Source organism: Mycobacterium neglectum (assembly GCF_002591975.1).
In the GTDB taxonomy this organism is placed as follows: domain Bacteria; phylum Actinomycetota; class Actinomycetes; order Mycobacteriales; family Mycobacteriaceae; genus Mycobacterium; species Mycobacterium neglectum.
Map to the genome: position 1 here is coordinate 152,278 of NZ_NVQE01000001.1, position 23,805 is coordinate 176,082.

Here is a 23,805-nt window from a genome sequence, read left to right on the forward strand (position 1 = left end):
TGTGTCGCTACTGGAAACCGAAACTTTCGACCGCGAATCGGAACTTCCCGACGTGTTCGCAACAACCGAGTCCGAGGTGCGAAGCTACTGTCGCGCCTGGCCGACGACTATCGAAACCGCGCAGGGTTCATGGCTGACCGATACCTCGGGCCGGCGTTATCTGGACTTCTTCGCAGGCGCAGGCGCGCTCAACTACGGACACAACAATCCGGTTCTCAAGCGGGCGGTGATCGACTACCTCGCCTCGGACGGAATCGTGCACTCACTCGATATGGCCACCTCTGCGAAACAGAACTTTCTCGAGACGTTCTCGCGGGTGGTCCTTGCACCCCGCGGCTTGGACTACAAGGTGCAGTTTCCCGGCCCGACTGGCACCAACGCGGTCGAATCGGCATTGAAGCTGGCAAGGAAAGTGACCGGACGCGAGTCAATCATCAGCTTCACCAACGCGTTTCACGGCATGACGCTCGGATCGCTGTCGGTGACCGGCAACTCGATGAAACGGGCAGGCGCAGGCATCCCACTGGTACATGCCACGCCCATGCCGTACGACAACTACTTCGGCGGCGTGACCGAGGACTTCCACTGGTTCGAGCGGGTCCTCGACGACTCCGGAAGCGGGCTGAATCAGCCGGCTGCCGTGATCGTCGAAACCGTCCAGGGCGAAGGCGGCTTGAACGTCGCCCGTCTCGAATGGCTGCGCGCTCTTGCCGAGCTGTGCCGCCGACGCGGCATCCTGCTCATCATCGACGATGTGCAGATGGGCTGCGGCCGAACGGGTCCGTTCTTCAGCTTCGAGGCGGCCGGGATCGTGCCGGACATCGTCACCTTGTCGAAGTCCATCAGCGGCTACGGGTTGCCGATGGCACTGACGCTGTTTCACCGCGAGCTCGATGTTTGGGCACCTGGCGAACACAACGGAACGTTCCGCGGCCACAATCCCGCGTTCATCACCGCCACGAAGGCGCTGGAAACGTACTGGGAAACCAGCGCCCTCACCGAAGGTACGATCGCCAAGGGCACCTCCATACACGATCGACTCGAGCATATTGCGGCCGGACACGACGGTGTCTCGACGCGGGGTCGCGGCATGGCACAGGGGTTGAAGTTCGAGCAACCGGACCGCGCCAGTGACATCTGTCGTGCCGCGTTCGAGCGCGGTGTGCTCATGGAGACCAGCGGACCGGCCGACGAAGTTGTCAAATTGCTTCCCCCCCTGACCATTTCACCGGCTGATTTGACAGCCGGCCTAGACATCCTCGCCGAGTCGGTCGCCGCGACTGCCGCGTAGCCTGGAAGTTGGAAAGGAGCATTCAATGATCGTTCGCACCACCGACGAGATCACCGACACAGACCGCGACGTGTCAGACGGGTCGTGGCGGTCCAAGCGCATTGTCCTTGCCGGCGACGGTGTCGGCTTCTCGTTCCACGAAACGACGATCAACGCCGACTCGGTATGCGAATTTCACTACCAGCACCACGTCGAGGCGGTTTGGGTGGTCGAAGGCCAAGGCACGCTCACCAACCTCGAAACCGATGAACAGCACCGGTTGTCGGCGGGCACGATGTACTTGCTCGACGGGCACGAACGACACCGTGTGACCTGCCATGACCAATTGCGGATGTTCTGCGTGTTCAATCCGCCAGTCAGCGGGCAGGAAGTCCACGACGAGACCGGCGCCTACCCGCCGCCCCGGCCGGCGGCGTGATGACCATGGACCGTGTCGACAACTACCCCACCCGCCTCGATCACGCGACCCCGCCGATTCCGCGAATCGAGCCGACGGTGTGGGGAACAGAGGCTCACGGCCCGCTCACTGCGGCGGCGCTGAACAACTTCGCGGAGCAGGGCTATCTGATACGGGGCGACGCCGTGGGCGACGACTGGCTGCCCCCGCTCCACCAGGAGTTGGAGCGGTTGGCCGTGGACCTCGATCACACTGATCCGCGAATCATCCGTGAGCCGGGCGGCACCGTCCGCTCGGTGTTCGAACCGCACCTGCTCTCCGACCTCGTCGCCCAGGTCGTCGAACTCGACACCGTGCTACCGGTCGCTCGCCAACTACTGGGCAGCGACGTCTACATTCACCAGGCGCGGATCAATTTCATGCCTGGCTTCACCGGAACCGGGTTCTACTGGCATTCCGATTTTGAGACCTGGCACGCTGAGGACGGCATGCCCGCCATCCGTGCGGTGTCGTGCTCGATAGCGCTGACCGACAACTTCTCCTACAACGGCTCGCTAATGGTGATGCCGGGCTCACACGGCACGTTTTTTCCATCTGTGGGTGCCACGCCGGACAACAACTTCGACACGTCGTTGATCCGGCAGGAAGTCGGCGTTCCCGATCAGACGGTGCTCACGAAGGCGGCCGACCGGTACGGCATCAATCAATTCACCGGCCCGGCGGGCACCGCCCTGTGGTTCGACGCCAACCTGCTGCATGGGTCTGGATCGAATATCACGCCGTTCCCCCGGTCGAACGTCTTCCTGGTCTTCAATTCGGTGCAGAATCCGCTGTCCGAACCGTTCGCGGCGGCCACACCGCGACCGGAGTTTCTCGCCTCCCGACAGGTGCGGGCCTTGGGCAGCGCCGCAGCCAACGTCGACTGACGCCGTAATCGGACTAGCCGTCGGCCTGCTCCCAGAAGGCCGCGGCCAGCTCGGCGATCTCTTCCGGATACTCGCCGTTGATCGCATGCGACGCGTCGGGCCACAATTCGACGTGCCCGCGCGGCAACAGGTTTCGCGCCCGTGCCGCAGCCTTGGCGGAGTTGTGCATCACGCTGCGGCCGGCGATCAGGGCGAGGACCGGGATGTCCAGCGAGCGCAGCTGCTCATCAGAAATCATCTTGGGCATCGCCTTGCGTAGCACGTAATCAGTCGAGCCAGCGGAGATCAATGCCGCCCCAGGAAGTGGGCCGTCGACATCCGCGCCGCCTGAGATCCAGCTGAGCACTCGACTTCGCAGGGATGTGGGAACGCCGGGCACGAACAAGGCCGGCGACGCAAGCACTGCCTTCGCGGCGATCGGTGCGAAGGTGAACACCGGATCCAACAGGACCAGCGAGGCGGCCCGGCCAGGGCGACGGGAAGCGTAGTTGACCGCGGTCCAGCCGCCGATCGAAACGCCCATCAGGTGCACCTCGGCCAGCCCGAGGCCCGCCAAGGTCTCGTCCAGCCATTGCGCCTCGTCGTCGGGTCCGGTGATCGCCTTGTCCTGCACGGACATGCCCGCCTCACCGAGCAAGTCCACGCAGATGACCGAGCGGTGCTCGAGTATGGCGGGAATGTTGCCCAGCCACATCGGGGTCGACGCGTTGCGACCCGGCAGCAACATGACTGGCGGGCTGGTGGAAGGCCCATCGAGCCGGCATACGCGCACGGAGCCGAACGACGTTTTCACGTCGGCCAATTCGCGGACCGACGGCATTTCCGCCATGGCGGCCTGGTAGACACCGACGTAGTGCGCACGTGCCGCATCGCTGCGGAAGTGCCCGACCTTGCCCACTACTCGACGGTGACCGACTTGGCCAGGTTGCGCGGCTTGTCGACGTCGTAACCGCGCGCCTGCGCGACGCCCGCGGCGAAGATCTGCAACGGAATCGTCGACAGGAGCGGCTGGAAGAGCGTTGGTACCGCAGGAATCTCGATCAGATGGTCGGCGTGCGGCCGGACGGTGTCGTCGCCCTCTTCGGCGATGACGATGGTGATCGCGCCTCGGGCCTGTATCTCGCGGATGTTCGACAGCAGTTTGGCGTGCAGTGTCGCAGCGTTCTTCGGCGACGGCATGACGACGATGACCGGCAGGTCGTCCTCGATCAACGCGATCGGCCCGTGCTTGAGCTCGCCGGCGGCGAAGCCCTCTGCGTGCATGTACGCCAGTTCCTTGAGCTTCAGCGCGCCTTCGAGCGCGACCGGATAGCCGACGTGGCGGCCGAGGAACAGCACGGTCTGCGACTGCGCGAATCGCCGTGCCAGCTCGAATACCGGATCGATGGTGTCGAGTACCCGCGCAACCAGATCCGGCATGGCCTCGAGATCGGCGAACTCGCGGGCCACCTCTTCGGGGTACTTGGTGCCGCGTGCCTGCGCAAGGGCCAGCCCGACAAGGTAATTGGCGGTGATCTGGGCGAGGAACGTCTTGGTCGACGCCACGCCGATCTCGGGTCCGGCACGGGTGTAGAGGACTGCGTCGCACTCGCGAGGAATCTGACTGCCGTTGGTATTGCAGATGGCCAAAACCTTGGCCTTCTGCTCCTTGGCGTGCCGGACTGCCTCCAGGGTGTCGGCTGTCTCGCCGGACTGGGAGATGGCGACGACAAGCGTGTGACGGTCCAGAACCGCGTCGCGGTAACGGAACTCACTCGCGAGCTCTACTTCGACGGGAAGCCGGGTCCAGTGTTCGATCGCGTACTTGGCCAACAGACCGGAGTGGTACGCCGTGCCGCAGGCGACGATGAACACCTTGTCGATCTCGCGCAGTTCTTGATCGGAAAGGCGCTGTTCGTCGAGCACGATGCGGCCGTCGGCGAAATGGCCAAGCAGCGTGTCGGAGACGGCAGCGGGCTGTTCGGCGATCTCCTTGAGCATGAAGTACTCGTAACCGCCCTTTTCGGCGGCCGAGATATCCCAGTCGATATGGAATTCGCGGGCATTCGCGGAGTCGTCGGCTCCGTTGAAGTCCGTGATGCGATAGCCGTCGGCAGTGACGATCACCGCTTGGTCCTGACCGAGTTCCACCGCGTCTCGGGTGTATTCGATGAACGCTGCGACATCTGAGCCGACGAACATCTCACCGTCGCCGACACCGAGCACCAACGGCGTTGAGCGGCGGGCGGCGACGATCGTGCCCGGATCGTCCGCATTGGCGAAGACCAGCGTGAAATGGCCTTCCAGTCGGCGCAGCACGGCCAGCACAGAAGCTGGGAAGTCGCCCGCTGTGGGTCCGTGGTGGTACTGCCAGGACACCAGATGCACGGCCACCTCGGTGTCGGTGTCACTGGCGAACTCCACGCCGGTGGCTTCCAGTTCCGCGCGCATGGCGGAGTAGTTCTCGATGATGCCGTTGTGGACGACCACGATCTTCCCGGCGGCGTCCCGGTGCGGGTGGGCGTTGCGATCGGTCGGCCTGCCGTGGGTCGCCCAACGGGTATGCCCCAGTCCGGTGCTGCCCGCAAGGGTGCCCGCCTCGGATTCGGCAAGCGCAGTCTCGAGGTTGGCGAGCCGCCCGGCCCGGCGCCGTACCGTCAGGCCGCCGTTGCCGTCGAGCAGGGCCACCCCTGAGGAGTCGTATCCGCGGTATTCCATCCGGCGCAGCGCCTCGACGACAACGTCGCAGGCAGGACGCTGCCCGACGTAGCCGACGATTCCGCACATAGCCTTTCAGGGTAGTGCAAGGGCGACCGACAACCACCTGCGCTACGGTCGTCTGGTGGCGCGGACAGCGAAGCTCTTCAATGCGTTGAAGCGCCGTGGCCCCCACCGCGTTTTACGTGGTGACCTGGCATTTGCCGGCCTGCCCGGCGTCGTGTTCACCCCGGAGTCGGGCATGAATCTCGCGGGTGTGGCATTTGGTCACGATTGGCTCACACGTGACGACCGCTACTACGGAACGCTCGAGCATCTGGCGTCATGGGGCATCGTCGCCGCAGCGCCCGCCACCGAGACCGGACTGGCACCGTCGGTGCTCAATCTGTCCTACGACCTGGGCACGGCGCTCGACATCATCGCCGGGGTGCGGCTGGGGCCGGGCAGGATCAGCGTGCATCCCACCAAGCTCGGCGTGGCCGGACACGGTTTCGGCGGGTCTGCAGCCGTGTTCGCGGCCGCGGGGATGGCAGGCAGATTGAAAGCCGTCGTGGCGGCGTTCCCGACGGTCACCAAGCCACGCGCCGAAGAGCCCGCGTCGACGCTGAAGGTGCCCGGCCTGATCCTCGCCGACCCTGGAGATCCGATGTCGTTGCGTTCCAACGCCGTCGAACTCGCCCGAGTCTGGAAGAGCGGAACCTTGCGCGACTTGAGCGGCGTGAAGGCCGGTGGGCTCGTCGAAGGTCGCCGGCTGGCCAAGGCGGTCGGACTGCCTGGCGCCGATCGCGGCACGCAGAAGATCGTGCGCGCTCTGATGACCGGATATCTCCTGCACATGCTCACCGGCGACAAGGCCTACCGCGACTTCGCCGATCCTGAAGTCGCGCTTCCCAAGGCTACGACGATGGACCCGTTCGCCGACGATCCGGTGGCTCTCGAGAACAAGGTCGTCGCACTTCTCAAGCCCTGAGCGAGGCCAACCAACCGGTTGGGTGTATAACTTCCCCATGTCCACTGCGCCGTCTGTGCCTTCCTTGCGGACCGGAATCTTCCTCAACTACGCGGGCGGTTTCCTCGAGGCCGTCGACCAAATCGTCGAGCTCGAGAAGATCGGCGTCGACGTCGCGTTCGTCGCCGAGGCCTATTCCTACGACGCGATCAGCCAGCTCGGGTTCCTGGCGGCCAAGACGTCGCGGATGGAACTGGCCACCGGGGTTGTCCCGATCTACATCCGCACCCCGACGCTGCTCGCGATGACTGCGGCCGGACTCGACTATGTGTCCGACGGGAGGTTCCGGTTGGGCATCGGCACGTCCGGCCCACAGGTCATGGAGGGCTTCCACGGCGTGCCCTTCGATGCACCGCTGGGCCGGACCCGCGAGGTCGTCGACATCTGCAGGCAGGTGTGGCGCCGCGAACGGGTGACCTACGACGGCAAGCACTATCAGATTCCCCTGCCGGCCGATAAGGGCACCGGCCTCGGCAAGCCCCTGCGCTTGATCAATCACCCTGTCCGCGATCGCATTCCGATCAATATCGCCGCACTGGGCCCGAAGAACGTCGAACTCACCGCCGAGATCGCCGACGGCTGGCAGCCGGTGTTCTTCCTCCCCGAGAAAGCCGACGACGTGTGGGGCGACTCCCTGCGCGCAGGGTTCGCCAAGCGCGACCCGGCACTGGGCCCGCTGGATGTCACGGTCAGCGCTCCGCTGGCAATCGGGGATGACGTCGACGACCGACTGGCGTGGACGAAACCACAACTGGCGCTGTACATCGGCGGCATGGGCGCTCGCGGCAAGAACTTCTATCACAACCTGGCGACGCGCTACGGCTATGGCGAGGTCGCCAACGACATCCAGGACCTGTACCTGGCAGGCAAGAAGACCGAAGCCATCGCGGCCGTCCCCGACGAGTTGGTGCGCGCCGTATCGCTGGTGGGCCCGCGCGGTTACGTCAAGGAGCGTCTCGCCGCGTTCGCGGAAGCCGGTACCACCACACTTCTGCTGCAGCCACTGTCGGGTGACCGGGCCGAAACACTGCGATTCGTAGAGGAATTGCGCGAGCTGCTTCCGTAGCCGATTAAGCCGAATGCGGTTGGGCCTGTAGACTGATCATCAGCGGCATCGTCTGTTCTGCCTTTTGCCGTTTCTCGATCGTCATACCGAGCGCCGCGGACTGAATCCGCGCCGGGCAGGACGACCACACTACACTTTCGGAGCTTTAACCTTGTCTGTTCAAATCACTGATGGCACAACCGTGCCCACATTCGTCGACCTCGGCCTGCCCCAGGCGGTCGTCGACGTCCTTGCCGGCAACGGCATCGACACCCCGTTCCCCATCCAGGCCGCGACGCTGCCCGATTCATTGGCCGGCCGCGACGTACTGGGTCGCGGCCGCACCGGATCCGGCAAGACTTATGCGTTCTTGTTGCCCATGGTGACGAGACTCACATCGAGCCAGACGAAGCGAGCGCCGGGCCGTCCGCGTGCGCTCATCCTCGCCCCGACCCGCGAGCTGGTCGCTCAGATCGATGCCGCGCTCGCACCGTTGGCCGCCGCGACGAACCTGCGGAGCGTCGTCGTATTCGGCGGCGTCGGGCACCAGCCGCAGATCGACAAGCTGCGTGCCGGCGTCGACATCGTCATCGCCTGCCCCGGCCGCCTGGAAGACCATGTGAAATCGCGTCATGCAGATCTGTCTGCTGTCGAGATCACCGTGCTCGACGAGGCTGACCATATGGCGGACCTCGGCTTCCTGCCGCCGGTGAAGCGACTGATGGACAAGACGCCTCGCAATGGACAGCGAATGCTGTTCTCCGCCACCTTGGATGGTGGTGTGGATGTTCTGGTCAAGCGGTACCTGACCGATCCGGTGGTCCACAGCGTCGATTCGGAGCAGTCGCCGGTCGCAGCGATGGACCATCACGTGCTGCACGTCGAGAAGGCGGCCCGCATCAACGTGCTCGCCGACCTGGCGGCCTCGCCCGGACGAAAAATCGTCTTCGCCCGCACCAAGCACGGCGCCAAGAATCTTGCCCGCCAGTTGAATTCACGCGGAGTACCTGCCGTCGAGTTGCACGGCAACCTGTCTCAGAACGCCCGTACGCGCAACCTGGCGGCATTCTCCGATGGTTCGGCCTGGGTACTGGTCGCGACGGACATCGCCGCGCGCGGCATCCACGTTGACGATGTCACTCTTGTCGTGCACGCCGACCCGCCGGTCGAGCACAAGGCGTATCTGCACCGGTCCGGCAGGACGGCGCGCGCCGGAAACGACGGCACCGTCGTGACGCTGATGCTCGATGAGCAGGTGTCCGACGTGCGACAGCTGACGCGCAAGGCAGGCGTGAAGCCGACGATCACGCGCTTTCGCGGCCCGTCGCATCCGGTGCTGCACGAGATCGCCCCGGGTGAGCGCACCTTCGGCAAGCCGATCGTGCCTGCCGCCGCCCCCAGCCGACCCGCACCGACCAAGCCGGAGCAGGCCCGTCGCCGCCGTCCCGCACGCCGTAGGCGGCCGACCAACGCGTAGGAGTTGCGAACCAGCAGTTCAGGCACGCGCAACTGCATCGCACGCACGCTACCTCGTCACTGACCCACCTGGGGCAGTTCATCGGCCGCGATCTCACACGGCGTGCCCGTTGCCGTAGCAGGTACTGGCTCTGTAACGGGTTCTATTGGCGGTGGAGCCGGTGTCGGCGGCGGAACAGGCTCGACGGCGGCAGAAAGCGGCTCGGCAGGCGACTCTTCCGGAACAGGTTCGCCCGCGGCGTCGGTCGCGAGATCCGCCTCGACGACTTCAGGATCCTCTTCCGCTTCGGCATCGGCTTCAGGCTCTTCCTCCCCGTCATCGTCATCATCGTCGTCGAGTGAGTCGGGCTCGTCGTACTCGTCGGGCTCGGGCAGATCCGATAGCGCATCCTGTGACGTCCCCATCAAGCCGCCAAGAAGATCGCCGAGTTGCCCTCCGAATCCAGACAATCCGCTGCCCATATCAGGAATACCTCCGCCCATAGATGGCACAGTCGGCGGCCCCATCGCTGCCGGGTCGGCCGGGGGTGGCTGCGGCGGGGATGGCGGCGGTGCGGAAAGCTGTTCTGCCACAGCAGGGGCGGACCACGCCGGCAATCCACCAGCAGGAGCGGGCGCTCCGCCAGGCGTCGCGCCACCAGGTCCAGCGCCAACAAGTCCACCGGGACTCGAGATGACGCCCGCGGGCGCCGTCACGACTCCGTCGCCCGATGCCGGCAACCACGATGGGCCGAAATCTTCGGGTACACCGAACTGAACGGCCGCGTCGGGGCTGAGTTCAGCTGTCGCGGTGTCGTAGGCCTGAATCACAGCCGCCATCGTCGAACGCATCGCAGTCAACCACTCGGATCGAATCTCGTTGTCTACGAACGGCCTGACCTCTTGATCGACAAGCTCGCTGGCCGTGGCACGATCGCCCGAGCCGGTGGTGACCGTGTGCGCAGCGGCCCGCCAATCCGGCCGTGCCCCCCGGTCCCCCGTCGCCAAAGTCGCAGCGGCTTTCCGGTCCACACTGTGCCACAACCGATCCCGCAACGAAGCCAGCGATTCGGCCGCCCCACGCACGGCCGTCACCACAGCGGCCGAAGTGTCACCGTGCCTGCGCAGGAAATCCCGCGACGCCTGCGCACCCGCGCTGTGCCACGCGACCGACATCGAAGCAAGCTGGACATCCTGACGGGCGAGCAGCCCCTCGGCCGCTGCGGCCGCCGCCCTCAGTGCCTCGCAGTCGGCGTCCAGCGCATGCAGGTCGATTCCGTCCTCGCTGCCGTACCAGTCGCGCACCTGTGACGCGTGCAGGGTCAGGTCCGGATCTTGGAAGCCGAGCAGATGGCACGCCCATACGTAATCCTGGACGGCGTCGACGGCGGGCCGTCCTTCGGCCAATCGCGCAGCAGCATCGTATATCTCGGCCACCGCTCACCCCACCAGTCGGCCGGCGCGGACGTCGGCCTCGTCGTACCGAACCGCGGTGTTTCGCAACGTCGCCGCGATCTCCGCCGACGCCCGCGACCATTCTCGCAGTCGGTCGGCGATACCGTCGACCGCGATACGCACGGCTTCGCCGCGCCCCACGTGCAGCCGGCCGGCACTGGCAGCACCGAACTGCAGACCCGCGAGCCGGGTGCGGACAACGGCGTCGACAGCGTCGGCTACGGATTCATACTCGCCGGCCACGCCGAGCAGCGCAGCGACGTCGACCCGTGCGGCGTCTCGTTCCCCCATGTAGAGCTAGGACGCGGGAGACGTCCCGCCGGTTCCCACCGGATTCAGCGCTGTTCGCTGACCGATTCCGCTACCCGGACCGCGAGCTGGCGCGCGGTGTCCTCGTCGGCGGCTTCCACCATTACCCGAACTACTTGCTCAGTTCCCGAGGGTCGCAATAGGATTCGGCCCGAGTCGCCCAGTGTACGTTGGGCCTCTGCTACCGCGGTGCGCACCGACGGCGCTTCTGCCACGGTGGCCTTGTCCGCGACCTCGACGTTGATCAGCACCTGCGGCAGCGTCTGCATCGGCTCGGCGAGGGTGGCCAAAGACGTTTGTGTCTGTGCCATCCGCGACATCAAGCGCAAGCCCGTGAGGATGCCGTCACCCGTCGTGCCGAACGCGGGCATGACGATGTGTCCGGATTGCTCGCCGCCGAGCGAATACTCGCCGGCGCGCAGTTCCTCGAGCACGTAGCGGTCTCCGACGCCGGTGGTGCGTACCTCGATGGACGCCGCGCGCATCGCGAGGTGCAGACCGAGGTTGCTCATGACGGTGGCGACCAACGTGTTGGATGCGAGCTCACCGGCCTCCTGCATCGCCAGCGCCATGATCACCATGATCGCGTCGCCGTCGACGGTTTGGCCGCTTGCATCCACAGCCAGGCAGCGGTCGGCGTCGCCGTCGTGTGCGAGGCCGAGATCCGCGCCGTGCGCGATGACCGCCGCCCGTAAGGGCTCCATGTGCGTGGAGCCGCAACCGTCGTTGATGTTCAGCCCGTTGGGCTCTGCGTTGATGGCGATGACGTTGGCGCCTGCGGCGCGGTAGGCGCGAGGCGCGGCCGCCGAAGCGGCGCCGTGTGCGCAGTCGACGACGACGGTCAGCCCGTCGAGGCGAGTCGTGACGGCCTTGCCGACGTGTCGGAGGTATCGGTCCAGCGCGTCCTCGGCATCGACGACACGGCCGATGCCTGCACCGGTCGGCCGTTGGCCGGGTCCTTGGTGGACCAGCTCCTCGATCCGGTCCTCTGCCGCATCGTCGAGCTTGTGACCACCAGGGCCGAAGATCTTGATGCCGTTGTCCGGCATCGGATTGTGCGACGCGCTGATCATCACGCCGAAATCGGCGTCGTACGCACCTGCGAGGTAGGCCACGGCCGGGGTCGGCAGCACGCCGACCCGCAGGGCGTCCACGCCCTCGCTGGTGATGCCTGCGATCACCGCCGCTTCGAGCATCTCGCCGCTTGCCCTCGGGTCGCGTCCGACGACCGCCACCCGGCGGGCCCGTCCACCTACGCTGCCAAGGCGCCGAGCCGCCGCGGAACCCAACGCCAATGCCAGCTCAGAAGTGAGATCCTGGTTGGCGACGCCGCGCACCCCGTCGGTGCCGAACAGTCGACCCATGCCGACAAACTTCTCATAAGTGGCGCCCAAAGAGCCAACTGTCGGCTTCGGGGCCCGTGCCGCCGCCGAATCGGTACTCAAACGCGACTCACCGCCCGCATCCGGATGGATACGGGCGGTAAGAACGCTTCAGTCGCTTGTTTTAGCTGCCCTGCTCAGCGGACGGCCCCGCAGGCGTCGCGGGCTCCGTGGTCGGGACCTCGTCACCGGACTGGCCGGGGGTCGTGCCCTCAACCGCGCCCGGGAGGACCTCAGCCTGGCCAGGAAGGCCCTCGACCGCGGCGTTCTGCTGGATCAGGACCGAACCGAGGCTGTTAGTGCAGACGGTCTGCTCAGTGCCGTCGGCCTCAGTGGTCTCGGCCATGGTGGTGACCTGGTCGACCTCCAGGTCACAGACACCAGCAGCGATCTGAGCGGCGTCGGCGGCCTTCACGTCCTCGAGGATTCCGGCGTTCCCCAGGCTCACATTGACCAGGCCGTCGGGTGCGGTCTCGGGCTGCGCGGTCGCGATGCCCAGGCCTGCAGTGAACAGCAGCGACCCGCCGATAACGGTCCCGGCTGCGACGTTCTTCATGACGTTCCTCATCAATTACTCCTTTTCAGTCAGGAGGCGACAGTCCGGTACCCAACGTCGTGAACTGGATTTGTACCGGTGGCCGTCGCGGCCCCTCCGCACATGCGGCGCCGCCACCTCCGAAATGGCTGTATTCACGATCGGGACCGGCCCCAAACGAGAAAGCGGGGAATTGTGAGCTGGTCGGCGTTGAATGCAAACCGTCGTGAATGTCGGGAATTACCGGCCGGTAGTGGGGCCAACGCGAGACCGCCGGGTACGCGAAATCGCGTACCCGGCGGCCATCGAGGAATCGATCAGCGCTTGCTGTACTGCGGCGCCTTACGGGCCTTCTTGAGACCGTACTTCTTACGCTCGATGGCCCGCGGGTCGCGGGTCAGGAAGCCGGCCTTCTTCAGTGCAGGCCGGTCCTCGGGCTGCACCAGGATCAGCGCGCGGGAGATTGCCAGGCGCAGCGCGCCGGCCTGCCCGGACGGGCCGCCGCCATCGAGGTGGGCGTAGATGTCGAAGGCGTCCACCCTGTCCACGGTCACCAGCGGAGCCTTGATGAGCTGCTGGTGCACCTTGTTCGGGAAGTAGGCCTCCAGAGAGCGACCATCGAGGTGGAACTGGCCGGTGCCCGGCACGAGACGCACCCGGACGACGGCTTCCTTGCGGCGGCCGACGGTCTGGATCGGACGGTCGATGATGACTGGCTCGCGAGCAGGAGCCGCTTCAGGCGCGGCCGCCTCGGTCGCTGCCTCCTCGACGGGAGCCTCGGCCACAGCTTCTGTGGCTTCTGTGGCTTCCGGGGCCTCGGTGGCCTCTGGGGCCTCGGTGGCCTCTGGGGCTTCGGTCACTTCTTCGGTCGTGTCAGTCGGTTCGGTCACTGGGCCACCTGCTTGATCTCATACGGAATGGGCTGCTGAGCAATGTGAGGATGATCCGGCCCCACGTAGACCCGCAGCTTCTTCTGGATCTGATGACCGAGCTTGGTGTGCGGGATCATGCCGAGAATCGCCTTTTCGACGACCCGGTCGGCGTGCTTCTCCATCTCGTCGCCGAGCGCACGCGCGCGCAGACCGCCGGGAAAACCCGAGTGGCGGTAGGCGAACTTCTTCGTGAGTTTGTCGCCGCTGATGGCGACCTTGTCTGCATTGATGACGATGACGAAATCGCCACCGTCGACATTCGGCGTGAATGTCGGCTTGTGCTTGCCCCGCAGCAAATTCGCTGCTGCGACGGCGAGCCGGCCGAGCACCACGTCGGTGGCGTCGATGACGTACCACGAACGTGTGGTGTCACCCGCCTTCGGCGTGTACGTAGACACAGCGCTACCTCTCCATATATCGGGTTGATCCCGGAGTGACCCGGGGGTCGGTCTGGCATTGCGGTGGGGAATCCTCGGCGACCGACGTAGACCCGAGGCCCCGGCTGACTTAGTGCACCGTACGCCAACGAGGCAGCTTACCCGCGGACGTCCTCGCAGGTCAAAACACGAGTTTGGGCCACCGTGACCGCCTCTCCCAACGGCCGCGGTGGCCCAAACCTTTCACTGGCGAACCCCATGGCTCCCCTCCAAACGGGACCGCACAGACTTCATCGGCTATCCGCCCCAGGCGTTGGCCGCCATCCGATCCGTCGCAGCGACCTCGTCGGACCCGTCGCGGACGGCGTTGCCCAATCTGACCAGGATGTCATTCAGCGCACTCGCCGCCTGCTCCCATCGGACCTGCTCGATGCGATATGCCTCGGCGGCCTGGCGCGTCCAGATTTCCTGCAGTGGCGCGATCTGGGCGCGCAGATCATCCAGCGCAGCGTTCAGTCGCGCCGAGGTGGTGTGGATCTCCTGTCGGACCGTGTATTCGATCTCACCGAAGTTGTACGAGAGCACGTTCTCCATTTCGGACTCCTCAGAGGTTGGTGGCGACCGCGCCGATCTGGTGCGAATGGGTCTCCGCGGCATCGCGAAGTGTCGCTTGGTTAAGGCGGATCGTCTCGGCGATCCGCTGCAGCGCCGCGTGGAGCTTGACCGATTCGGAGTTCCATCGATCGACGACCTCGTGGAAACGGGACGCGGCCACCCCGCCCCAGACGGACGCCGGCACGCCACCCATGCGCCCGATGAAGGTCTGGAGCATCGCCCGGATCTCCTCATTTCGGGCATCAGTTTTCCCGGCGATGGCCGCCATCAGGTCGAAGTCGGTGTTGAGTGAGCCACCTGCCGGTGTCGTCATCGGTGTCCTTCCGTTCCGTTCGCGTTGTTATGAAGGTTCGACGTCCTCGCCGCCGATTCGGTTCCCTCTAGGAAATAGCGTGCGCGGAACGAATCGCTCGATCGCAGGCTTCCCGTACGAGATGTTCACGGCGCGGCCGGCTCTGGCAGCCGATCGCAATGCGCGCCGTCCCGTCGACCACTACCGCCCATGCGATGTTTCGCTCCGGTCGGATCTCGCGATACGTCACTGCGTCTCTGTCGGCGCGACGGTCCGACGGATTGAAATCCACGAAGGCGCCGTCGGCCGACTGGGCCAACGCTGCGAGCAGAGTGTCCGCCGTTTTCGCGAGATTGGAGGGCTGGGCGAGGACGGACTGTGTGATATGCAGGGCGACGTCACCGTCAGTCGGCGAAACCACTTGCACCCGAGCCGATCCCGGTCCCGATGTGATGCGCTGGGCGGTCCAGGTCGCCGGCACCATCAGACCGATCCTGCCTTCGACCAGCAACGTCATCGGCATATCGCCAACGCGATCCGAACTATTGTCGTGCACCGCCGCGACACCGCCGCACAGCACCACCGTCGACGCCACGCCGACCAGAACCGCAAGCGTCTTGCGGTGCCGGCGCCAGCCCGCTCCGCCAGTGGAGACTGCGGATTGAGCATGAATGCGTGATCGTTGCGCCGCGCCGGCGCGCAATATCCATCCGTCGTCGGCGATCCTGACCGGCACTCCGACGCCACGCAGACGATCGCAGACCGACGACCCGAGCAGCCCGGCACCGAACACGCTTTCCGGGGCGTCCACCAACACTGCCGCGGGCGCACCGACGGCCGCCGCCACCGCCTCGGCGTCCGCTACCGGCTCGCCCTGCCGCGGTACGACGGCGACGATCTTGCCGAAGACGGTCACGATCACGACATCTGTGGCGATCTCCACGATGGTGGTCTCAGCCGAGATGCCCTCCCGCAGCATCGCTGTTCGTTCCAGCAGGACAACGCCATTCGCCACGGTGCGTGCGGCCCGCTGTGCCGTGTCGATCCTGGCTGACGACCACCACACGGGGCAGACGAGGACCACGGTGCCGACGCCACCACCCGCGGCAGCGCTCATCACGTCATCCCACACATCGCGTACGGACACCGGACGGTCGTCGATCAACGCGATCTCGTCGTCGATGCAGTCGAGCGCGACTGAAACCCATTCCGGCCGGACATCGTTGACTCCGCGAATGGTCCCGGGTCCGACCTCGATGACGACCTCGCTCACGGTGGATCGGTCCAGGCCACCTGGATGAGCTGATCCGCACGTCGAGTGATCAACGTTCCCCGCCCTGGCGGAAGCGCTGATGGTCGGACCGTCCCGAGTAGCACACCTTCCTCCGGGCTCGCGCTCATCATCAACCCCATCGCGCCGAGTTCGCGCATCCGTGCGAGAACCGGATCGAACATCGCACGTGCCGCGCCACCGGACCGGCGGGCGACGACGACGTGCAGCCCGAGATCCGCGGCATGCGGCAGGAAGTCGGTGAGCGGAGCGAGCGGATTGCCGGTCGCCCCTGCCACCAGGTCGTAGTCGTCGACGATGAGGTAGATGTCGGGCCCCGACCACCAAGACCGCGTGCGTAGCTGCTGCTGGGTGACGTTCTCGCCGGGCATCCGCGCTTCCAGCCTTCCGACTATCGCCGGCAGTCGTGATGTCAGAGATGATGGTGACATCGCGTAACCGCCGAGGTGTTCGGACTCGACGACGCCGAGCAGGGTCCGGCGATAATCGACGATCTCGAGCTGAGCCTCGTCGGCGGTGTTGGTGCGAATCAGTTGTCGACACAGCAGCCGTAACATCGCCGTCTTCCCACACCCGGTTTCGCCGAGCACGATCAGGTGCGACTGCTCTGCGAAATCGACGTGTACGGGCTTCAATTCGTTCTCACCGATGCCGATCAGAACGTGTGAGCCGGGCTGCCGATCATGAACCGCGAGATCGCCACACGGGATCTGTCTCGGCAGCAACTGGACCACCGGTGCAGAGTTCGGCGCCCACCGGTCACGCAGGCGTTCACACTCGACGGCGATTGCTTCGGCGAGCCCTCTCGTGGTCGTCTCGCCGTCGAACCGAGGTATTGCAATCGCGAACTCCAGGCGGTTCGCCGCGATGCCGCGTCCCGCCGGTCGGGCCGACAGGTCACGCGCGCGCTTGCGGTCCATCTCGGATTCAGAAGGGTCACCGAGCCGAAGCTCGATGCGCGTCGCGATCTGATCCTTCAATGCGGGCCGCACTTCAGCCCAGCGCGATGCCGCAATGACGACATGAATGCCGAACGAAAGGCCCTGGGCGGCAATCGCGGTGATCGGGCCCTCGAGGTAGTCGAACTCCTGGCGCAGCGTCGCCCAGCCATCGATCACCAGAAACACGTCACTGAAGGGATCGTCGCCTCTTCGCGACGACGACTCCCGCCGCTGCAACATCGAGGCCACCGCCGCAACGGTGCGGCGGCACAGGTCGACATCTGAACGCCCGGCCATCGAGCCAACATGCGGCAGTCGCCGCATGGACGACAACGCTCCGCCCCCGAAGTCGAGGCAGTAGAACCCCACATCCGCCGGATCATGGTGTCGGGCCAGTGCCAGCAGCATCGTGCACAACGCTGTCGACTTCCCAGACCGCGGCGCGCCGACGATCGCGACATTTCCTGCTGGGCCGTCCAATTCGACGACGAGCGGATCGCGGCGCTGCTGGTATGGATTGTCCATCACACCGATCGGCACCGTCAGCCTGCGCTGGCCCCGCCCCGGCATCAACGCATCGAGGGTCGGCGACTGGGTCAGTGGTGGCAACCACACCTGATGTGCCGGCCGGCCCTGACCCGCAAGGCGATCCAGCATCCCGTCCAGCACGGTGCGAGCAGGCTGTTGGAACTGCTTGGTCTCGACCGGCTCGCTGAATCGTGACTGCACCCTGGTGAACACCCGCGGGATCGCCGGTGCCGACGACACGGACGTGTCGCGCCGCTCGTCGTCGGGGCCGGACACGAATGCGGTCTGAAACCGCACGAGGTCACCCGAAGCAGACTTGAGATAGGCCACCCCGGGTGCGGTCGGCAAATGATAGGCGTCGGGAACACCGAGGACCGCCCGAGACTCACCGGCGGAGAAGGTCTTCAGGCAGATCCGGTACGACAGATGGGTTTCCAGTCCCCGCAACCGGCCTTCGTCCAGTCGCTGGCTGGCGAGCAAGAGGTGCATGCCCAGCGATCGGCCCAACCGTCCGATCGCGACGAACAGTTCGGCGAAGTCGGGATGCTGGCTGAGCAGTTCGGAGAACTCGTCCACCAGGATGAACAACGCCGGCAACGGTGGTAGTCCGGCACCTCGCGAACGTGCCCGCCGATATTCAGCGAGGTTCGCCAATCCCCCCGCCGTCCGAAGTAGCTCCTGGCGTCTGTTCATCTCACCGGCGAGCGCATCGTTCATCCTGCTGACGAGGTGCGCTTCGCCGGCCAGATTCGTGATGACGGCGCCGACATGGGATGCCCGCTCCAGCCCGAGGAAAGTCGCGCCCCCTTTGAAGTCGACCAGAATCAGGTTGAGGACATCCGGAGGATGGGACGTGATCATCCCGAGGGCCAGCGTGCGCAGCAGTTCGGATTTTCCAGAGCCGGTGGCGCCCACGCACAAGCCATGCGGTCCCATCCCGTTCCGCGCGGCCTCGTTGATATCGAGGTGTACGCGAGTCCCGTCCTCCGCGACCCCTATGGGCACCGCCCTGATATGCCCGTCAGCGGCTGCTTTCCAATACTTCTCGGGATCGAGACGGTCTCTGTCGATCCCCATCATGTCGAACCAGCCGTGCGCCTCCGCACGCCCGTCCACCGCGGATCGGTATTGCGTGAGACGCCGAGCGCACGCCGACGCCTGGGTGATCGAAATCAGATCGGGACGCGCGGTCACCTCATCGCCATCCTGAGCGCGCACGGCTACGATTCCAGCGTCGACGTATAGGTGCAGTCGCCTTGGGGAAGCGGCCGGCACCAGCGACATTCCAACCTCGATAACGGTGGTGGAATTGCCCTCGTCGAGCCCACTTTCGAGCGCCGACGAATCGCCGCCGTCCAGGACCATCACGACGTGCCGCTGTTCGACACCGCCCTCGGGCAGAACGTGCCGATGGTGTGGCAGCCATTTCAGCCAATCCCACTCATTGCTCGACTCGGCACCGGCGACAGCGCCGATCACGATGTGGTCAGGACCATGCAGGATGGCAAGTTGACAGATCAGCGATCGAAGCAGCGCCCTCGCGGCCTGCGCGTCACCGTCGACGGTGATCACCGAGAAGTGCAGCAGAGCCAACGTTATTGGCGTATCGACGAGGGTCGACCGACTGCGAATCAAACTCCGCATTGCACTGACAGTCACCGGGTCTGGCTCGTCGACGGTGCTCAGATCCGGTTCGATCAATGCCGTCGACAGCGGTTGGTCACCGATGCCCACCCGGAGAAGGCAATAGTCCGGATCTTCTGGTCTTCGCTCCCACATCCGTCGGCTACCTGCCAGGGTCCACAGCGCTCGCGGTTCGGGGTGACACCACTGCAGTGAGTGCCGTTGACCGTCGGCAGTGCTTGTGGCCGCCCGGTCGAGCGTGTCGAGGTAGTTGAGATATTTCTGCCGATCCCTGTTGATCTCGGCGGTGCGGTTGGTGCCGCGGGCGCTGTAGACGAGCGTCCCGATCACCGACGTCAGCATCATCACGGGAAAGAACAGATACATCGGGTTGCGCGTCGTCTGCGCGCCGGACGTGAAGTACACCGCCATCATTCCGATGGCGGCAGCGAGCATCGCCACTGGCAGCAGTCGGGCGAGCAGGTTCGCCGGCGTGGCCGCCGGAATCTGTGGTGGCGCATCGACGACAACGGGGACGTGTGCCACCGGCGGCACCGGCACTCGTGGCACACGAACGAAATCCATCGAAATTATGGACGTCGCTGTCGCCGATCTGGTTCCATCCGAAATTCATCCCCAGCCCGCAAGTTGCCGCGATTGCCCTCCCGCGGGCGGGGTTACGGTCGTTTGGCACAGACACCCGAGGGGGGATCGATGCCAGATTCGCTGTGCCCGCTCACCGTCGCGGTCTGTACCGCGGCCGCACGATGCGCAGTCGATGTGACGCTGCCGGCCGATATGCACATCGGTTTGCTGCTGCCGCAGATCGTCGCCATCGTTCACCGCGATCTTGGCGACATTGAACCGGACACCGCGCGCGACTGGCGGCTGTCGAGGCTGGGCGATCTGCCCATGGATGAGTCTTTGACCCTGAACGACAACGATGTTCGTGCGGGCGACGTACTACTGCTCACGACCATCGCGTCTCCGGCAGCGACATGGGTCGAGTACGACCCATGCCGCGCCGTTGCCGCGACCAAGTCCGCTGTTCCGCCCGTCCTGCGAATCCTCCCTGCCATCTGCTGCGTCCTGCTCGGCGGATTGGGTGCGTCGGCATTGATGCTTCCTGCGGCGCGGGCCACTACCACCGGCCTGTACACCGGCATGTGTCTCGCAGTCGCTGCGGCCGCTGGAGCGATCGTCGTTCGGCGTGTTCACGGTGACCCGCTGGCATGTCTACCGCTGAGCCTGATAGCCGTGCTTTACGCGGGTGTCGTCGGCTTTCTGAGCGTACCGCCGGGCCCGTATGCACCCGGCCTGCTGCTGGCATCCGCAGTCATGATGTGTGCGGCGATTCTGCTCGTACGCGTGACCGGCTGTGGCAGAACCTGTTTGACGGCCGTGGCGACCGTCTGCGCGGTGGTGGCAGCCACCTCGGCCGCCACCGTGAACTGGAGACTACAACTCGACGCGGGCGGCGCGGTGCTTGTCACCGTGTCACTCGCGACGCTCGCATTCGCGCCGAGGTTGTCAATGGTGCTCAGCGGCACCGCCCCGGACGCGGCGCATGACGCCGGGCTATGCCATCGCATCTTGACCGGTCTGGTGGTGGGATCGTCGGTAGGCGCAGCGCTCGGCGTCACATCGGTTGTCATCGGAGAGATCCGTGCCATGGAGTCGACGATGCGCGCAACCACTTTCGCCACGATTGTCGCGCTGGTACTTCTGCTGCGGGTACGCACTCATGTCGATTCGACGCGTCGTATCGGCCTCGCTGTCGCCGCAGGCCTCACTGCGACAGTGGGTTTCGCCGCGGCTGTCATCTCCTATCCGGCACAAGCGCATGTGGTAAGCGCACTCGCTGCCACCGCGGGGGCTGCGGCACTGGGCTGCGTGGTCGGGCCGACGGTAAGTCCAATCGCTTTGCGCGCCGTGGAAGTCGTCGAGTATCTCGCGCTTGCGGCAGTCGTTCCCTTGGCCTGCTGGGTCGGCGGTATTTACGGATGGGCTAGGGAGATGAACCTGATATGACCACGATCGTCCGACTGGTGGGAGCCAGTGCATTCGCAGTCATGCCGCTGTGGACAGCGCCGGCCGCAGTTGCGGTGACGCCGCCGGTCGTCGACATGTCGACACTGCCCAAGCCGGGATCGCCAGCACCGCCGCAACGCACCGAACAACAGGGGCAGTGCGTGGTTTCCGCCGTTTCCACCGACAACGCGATTGAGAACACCGTCGACGATCTGCTGAGGCTGCAGGATGTCTGGCCACTTACGCGGGGTGCGGGTCAAACAGTCGCCGTGATCGATACCGGCATATCGCGACACCGTCTGCTCCCCCACCTCGTCCCCGGCGGTGACTATGTGTCGACCGGTGACGGCACCGCAGACTGCGACGGTCACGGCACGGTTGTCGCCGGGATCATCGGTGCGTCTCCGGACGCGGAAACCGGATTCAGTGGAATCGCGCCCGAAGCCACTATCATCAGTATCCGCCAGTCCAGCAACAAGTTCCGGGCAGCCGACGATCCGTCCGGGATCGGGTTCGGCGATGTCGACACCCTGGCGATGGCGGTGCGTACCGCGGCCGATTTGGGAGCGACCGTGATCAACGTGTCGACGGTCGCGTGCCTGTCGACAAAGGACGAATTGGACGACCGCGCTTTGGGTGCAGCGCTGGCCTACGCGGTCGACGTCAAGAACGCGGTGGTGGTGACCGCGGCCGGAAACGTCGGCTCGGCCGGCCAGTGCTCCGATCAGAATCCGACAACCGACCCCCGCCGACCCGGGATGCCCAACTGGTCCGACGTCAACACCGTGGTGACTCCTGGCTGGTACGACGATTATGTGCTGACCGTGGGCTCGGTGGGCCGCGACGGTATGCCATCACCGTTCAGCCTCGCCGGACCGTGGGTCGACGTCGCCGCGGTGGGCGAAGGGATCGTGTCGTTGGACCCCGATCGCGAAGGACTGATCGACACGCTCGTCACGACCGGTGACGAGGAGCCGATTTCGGGGACGAGTTACGCCGCACCCGTCGTCAGCGGAGTCGTCGCGCTGCTGAGGTCGCGAGCACCCGAACTGACCGCGCGACAGGTCATGGCGCGCATCGAAGATACGGCGCAGGCACCCTCCGCCGGTTGGGATCCCGCTGTCGGCAGCGGTACGGTCGACGCGCTCGCCGCGGTGAGTGCAGGCCCGGGATCGCACCTCGCCGGAAGCACACCTCGGCCGCTGCTCATGCCCGGTGTCGAGGCTGCCGAGCCCCCCAACCACTTTGCGATGCGAGGGGCCGCCCTGTGTGTCGCGGCGTCGATCGCGCTGGTTGCGACGACGGTGGCGGCGAGGCGGCTACGGCGTCGGACCGACGCTGTCCCGCTCGACTGAGGCGCTTCCGACGCTGAGTTCGGGACCGCGCGGCAACTGAGCGAGCAGCGTCCACGGCGCAGACACCGGGTTCGCCAGGCCCAGGCGTTGGGCCGCATCCTCGTCACGTATCCCGAACACCACACCCGCGTCGTTGACGAAGAAAAGCGTGCCGGTCACCGCCCCCTCGCCGGCCACGCTCGTCGCGCGGACGAATGCGCTCCGCCCGGGCGGCATGGCGAAACTGTCGACATTTGCGCCCGTGTCGTCGGCCTGCGCAAGTCGCACGGCATGACCGTCTTCGGACTCCAGTGAATCACCGACGAGGACGGCTCCGGATTGCGTACAGAGCACCGGATTTTCGGCGACACCGGCGCGATCGGGGAATGCGTCAACAGGAAGGGTGTCGAGAATCGGGGCATTACCGATGACATCCGGTGCCACGGTGACGACATCGCGCCGGGCCGAATAAGTGAACCTGATCAGGTCGGCCGCCACCTCGCCGACCCGCTGGACGCCGTCCGCGAGCACGACGTAGAAGTCAGCGGAATCGGCGCGAGTCAGTCGCACCACGGTGCCCACCGGCGAACCGGGCAGCACCGATGCGACGCCGGCCGCGGGGATGGCAGGCGCGGTGATCTCCGGCACCTCAGGTACCGCGTCGAGCAGAGCACGTGAAACCGGCCGTGGTGCAATGCCTTCGAGCTTGAGCGCGCGGACAGCGGCGTGGTTGCGCAGGTCTACCTTCGCCCGCCGCCCGTCGTAGAGCAGGTAAGTCGTGGCCGCGCTCTCACCTCGTGCGGTGACGAGTGCCGTCCGGCTCGAATCAAGGTGTGTTGGCGGGCGACCGACCAGAACCGTGGTTCGCCCTGCGGCGTCCTCGCACACCGTCCAGACCGATTCGTCCGCGCCGAGTGAAACCCCAATCGTGTCGGGGGCACCGGGAATACCCACGAGTGGCCCGCGCTTGGTGCGGTCCAGCGCCGAGGTGCTGACCAGGTCGGGTTCGTCCGGCGCGCCGGTGATCAACCGCGCGGACGCCAGGTTGAGCGCGGGATGCATGGTTTCACCGATACGTACGTAAAGCGCACCGGATTCGCGGGCCGTGACGATCGCCGCGCCGCCGACATCGCCTCTCGGCTGAAAGAACGCGAGAACCGCGCACACCGCGACCGCGATGGCCGCCAGCACACACCCGGCAGCCAGCGAAAGCGACTGCGCACGAAGCGGATCGTCGAGCATGCGAACATCGCCGCGCACCAGCGCGTTTTCCATCCGCCGCACCAGGAAGCGATATCCGTTGACCTGCAGTCGGTTTGTCGAATGTCCAGCCATCCCCT

21 protein-coding genes are annotated in these 23,805 nt (G+C 65.7%); 8 read left to right on the forward strand and 13 right to left on the reverse strand.

All coding sequences use genetic code 11. The features are described from left to right. Position 1: 1 nt before the first annotated feature. Genes ectB through thpD form a run of 3 tightly spaced genes read left to right on the forward strand, consistent with a single transcriptional unit; the run spans position 2 to position 2,614 of the window. The gene (gene ectB, locus CSQ99_RS00705) at positions 2-1,291 is read left to right on the forward strand and encodes a diaminobutyrate--2-oxoglutarate transaminase (protein WP_176560805.1); all 1,290 of its coding nucleotides are present in this window, start codon (positions 2-4) and stop codon (positions 1,289-1,291) included. Positions 1,292-1,316: 25 nt separating this feature from the next. After that, positions 1,317-1,709 (forward strand): ectoine synthase, encoded by a 393-nt coding sequence (locus CSQ99_RS00710; protein ID WP_099037116.1) that lies wholly within the window; start codon positions 1,317-1,319, stop codon positions 1,707-1,709. 5 nt (positions 1,710-1,714) lie between these two features. Continuing rightward, the gene (gene thpD / locus CSQ99_RS00715) at positions 1,715-2,614 is read left to right on the forward strand and encodes an ectoine hydroxylase (RefSeq protein WP_176560826.1); all 900 of its coding nucleotides are present in this window, start codon (positions 1,715-1,717) and stop codon (positions 2,612-2,614) included. A gap of 13 nt (positions 2,615-2,627) precedes the next feature. On the opposite strand, the gene CSQ99_RS00720 is transcribed toward thpD, so the two are convergent. Together CSQ99_RS00720 and glmS are read right to left on the reverse strand one after the other, a co-directional pair. Continuing rightward, positions 2,628-3,512, reverse strand: a complete 885-nt coding sequence (locus CSQ99_RS00720; RefSeq protein WP_099037118.1) for an alpha/beta fold hydrolase — start codon at positions 3,510-3,512, stop codon at positions 2,628-2,630. Further along, positions 3,512-5,380 carry a glutamine--fructose-6-phosphate transaminase (isomerizing) gene (gene glmS / locus CSQ99_RS00725; RefSeq protein WP_099037119.1) on the reverse strand — a complete coding sequence of 623 codons (1,869 nt, stop codon included), beginning with the start codon at positions 5,378-5,380 and terminating at the stop codon, positions 3,512-3,514. Before glmS ends, CSQ99_RS00720 begins: the two co-directional genes overlap by 1 nt. 55 nt (positions 5,381-5,435) lie before the next feature. Between glmS and CSQ99_RS00730 the strand changes: the two genes are divergently transcribed. The 3 genes from CSQ99_RS00730 to CSQ99_RS00740 all read left to right on the forward strand — a co-directional run bounded on the left by CSQ99_RS00730 (position 5,436) and on the right by CSQ99_RS00740 (position 8,842). Beyond that, positions 5,436-6,281, forward strand: a complete 846-nt coding sequence (locus tag CSQ99_RS00730; RefSeq protein ID WP_099037120.1) for a dienelactone hydrolase family protein — start codon at positions 5,436-5,438, stop codon at positions 6,279-6,281. 64 nt (positions 6,282-6,345) lie between these two features. Then, positions 6,346-7,386: an LLM class F420-dependent oxidoreductase gene (locus CSQ99_RS00735; protein ID WP_099037336.1), complete on the forward strand. Its 1,041-nt coding sequence runs from the start codon at positions 6,346-6,348 to the stop codon at positions 7,384-7,386. A 181-nt stretch (positions 7,387-7,567) separates the two neighbouring features. Next, the gene (locus CSQ99_RS00740; RefSeq protein WP_099037121.1) at positions 7,568-8,842 is read left to right on the forward strand and encodes a DEAD/DEAH box helicase; all 1,275 of its coding nucleotides are present in this window, start codon (positions 7,568-7,570) and stop codon (positions 8,840-8,842) included. A gap of 56 nt (positions 8,843-8,898) precedes the next feature. Here the strand turns inward: CSQ99_RS00740 and CSQ99_RS00745 are convergent, their stop codons facing one another. From CSQ99_RS00745 to eccCa, 10 genes are all read right to left on the reverse strand, one after another. Beyond that, positions 8,899-10,257, reverse strand: coding sequence for a hypothetical protein (locus CSQ99_RS00745; RefSeq protein WP_245908594.1), 1,359 nt, complete (start codon positions 10,255-10,257; stop codon positions 8,899-8,901). A gap of 3 nt (positions 10,258-10,260) precedes the next feature. Continuing rightward, entirely contained in the window at positions 10,261-10,566 is a 306-nt protein-coding gene (locus CSQ99_RS00750; protein ID WP_099037122.1) for a type VII secretion target, read from the reverse strand. A gap of 44 nt (positions 10,567-10,610) precedes the next feature. After that, positions 10,611-11,948, reverse strand: coding sequence for a phosphoglucosamine mutase (gene glmM, locus CSQ99_RS00755; RefSeq protein ID WP_099037123.1), 1,338 nt, complete (start codon positions 11,946-11,948; stop codon positions 10,611-10,613). 142 nt (positions 11,949-12,090) lie between these two features. Continuing rightward, positions 12,091-12,534, reverse strand: a complete 444-nt coding sequence (locus CSQ99_RS00760; protein WP_245908595.1) for a hypothetical protein — start codon at positions 12,532-12,534, stop codon at positions 12,091-12,093. A 284-nt stretch (positions 12,535-12,818) separates the two neighbouring features. Continuing rightward, positions 12,819-13,286, reverse strand: coding sequence for a 30S ribosomal protein S9 (gene rpsI, locus CSQ99_RS00765; RefSeq protein WP_425437751.1), 468 nt, complete (start codon positions 13,284-13,286; stop codon positions 12,819-12,821). Between the two features lie 101 nt (positions 13,287-13,387). After that, positions 13,388-13,831, reverse strand: coding sequence for a 50S ribosomal protein L13 (gene rplM, locus CSQ99_RS00770; RefSeq protein ID WP_099037125.1), 444 nt, complete (start codon positions 13,829-13,831; stop codon positions 13,388-13,390). 276 nt (positions 13,832-14,107) lie between these two features. Next, the gene (locus tag CSQ99_RS00775; RefSeq protein WP_099037126.1) at positions 14,108-14,404 is read right to left on the reverse strand and encodes a WXG100 family type VII secretion target; all 297 of its coding nucleotides are present in this window, start codon (positions 14,402-14,404) and stop codon (positions 14,108-14,110) included. 10 nt (positions 14,405-14,414) lie between these two features. After that, entirely contained in the window at positions 14,415-14,738 is a 324-nt protein-coding gene (locus tag CSQ99_RS00780) for a WXG100 family type VII secretion target (protein WP_099037127.1), read from the reverse strand. Between the two features lie 67 nt (positions 14,739-14,805). Further along, the gene (locus tag CSQ99_RS00785) at positions 14,806-15,990 is read right to left on the reverse strand and encodes a type VII secretion-associated protein (protein WP_099037128.1); all 1,185 of its coding nucleotides are present in this window, start codon (positions 15,988-15,990) and stop codon (positions 14,806-14,808) included. Beyond that, positions 15,987-19,685 (reverse strand): type VII secretion protein EccCa, encoded by a 3,699-nt coding sequence (gene eccCa / locus CSQ99_RS00790; protein WP_099037129.1) that lies wholly within the window; start codon positions 19,683-19,685, stop codon positions 15,987-15,989. Before eccCa ends, CSQ99_RS00785 begins: the two co-directional genes overlap by 4 nt. A gap of 129 nt (positions 19,686-19,814) precedes the next feature. On the opposite strand from eccCa, the gene eccD reads away from it, so the two are divergent. Continuing rightward, entirely contained in the window at positions 19,815-21,131 is a 1,317-nt protein-coding gene (gene eccD / locus CSQ99_RS00795; RefSeq protein ID WP_099037130.1) for a type VII secretion integral membrane protein EccD, read from the forward strand. Further along, a complete protein-coding gene (mycP, locus tag CSQ99_RS00800; RefSeq protein ID WP_099037131.1) occupies positions 21,128-22,486 on the forward strand; it encodes a type VII secretion-associated serine protease mycosin in 1,359 nt (452 codons plus the stop codon). Before eccD ends, mycP begins: the two co-directional genes overlap by 4 nt. On the opposite strand, the gene eccB is transcribed toward mycP, so the two are convergent. Continuing rightward, positions 22,451-23,800, reverse strand: a complete 1,350-nt coding sequence (gene eccB / locus CSQ99_RS00805; protein ID WP_099037132.1) for a type VII secretion protein EccB — start codon at positions 23,798-23,800, stop codon at positions 22,451-22,453. The genes mycP and eccB overlap by 36 nt on opposite strands. Between the last annotated feature and the right edge of the window lie 5 nt (positions 23,801-23,805).

Bases quoted from the DNA above. Each gene is read 5' to 3' on its own strand.
- CSQ99_RS00775 (WP_099037126.1), bottom strand. From the start codon at position 14,404: ATGGAGAACGTGCTCTCGTACAACTTCGGTGAGATCGAATACACGGTC.
- glmM (WP_099037123.1), bottom strand. From the start codon at position 11,948: ATGGGTCGACTGTTCGGCACCGACGGGGTGCGCGGCGTCGCCAACCAG.
- eccD (WP_099037130.1), top strand. From the start codon at position 19,815: ATGCCAGATTCGCTGTGCCCGCTCACCGTCGCGGTCTGTACCGCGGCC.
- CSQ99_RS00710 (WP_099037116.1), top strand. From the start codon at position 1,317: ATGATCGTTCGCACCACCGACGAGATCACCGACACAGACCGCGACGTG.
- mycP (WP_099037131.1), top strand. From the start codon at position 21,128: ATGACCACGATCGTCCGACTGGTGGGAGCCAGTGCATTCGCAGTCATG.
- CSQ99_RS00760 (WP_245908595.1), bottom strand. From the start codon at position 12,534: ATGAGGAACGTCATGAAGAACGTCGCAGCCGGGACCGTTATCGGCGGG.
- thpD (WP_176560826.1), top strand. From the start codon at position 1,715: ATGGACCGTGTCGACAACTACCCCACCCGCCTCGATCACGCGACCCCG.
- eccCa (WP_099037129.1), bottom strand. From the start codon at position 19,685: ATGGATTTCGTTCGTGTGCCACGAGTGCCGGTGCCGCCGGTGGCACAC.
- CSQ99_RS00780 (WP_099037127.1), bottom strand. From the start codon at position 14,738: ATGACGACACCGGCAGGTGGCTCACTCAACACCGACTTCGACCTGATG.
- glmS (WP_099037119.1), bottom strand. From the start codon at position 5,380: ATGTGCGGAATCGTCGGCTACGTCGGGCAGCGTCCTGCCTGCGACGTT.
- eccB (WP_099037132.1), bottom strand. From the start codon at position 23,800: ATGGCTGGACATTCGACAAACCGACTGCAGGTCAACGGATATCGCTTC.
- CSQ99_RS00750 (WP_099037122.1), bottom strand. From the start codon at position 10,566: ATGGGGGAACGAGACGCCGCACGGGTCGACGTCGCTGCGCTGCTCGGC.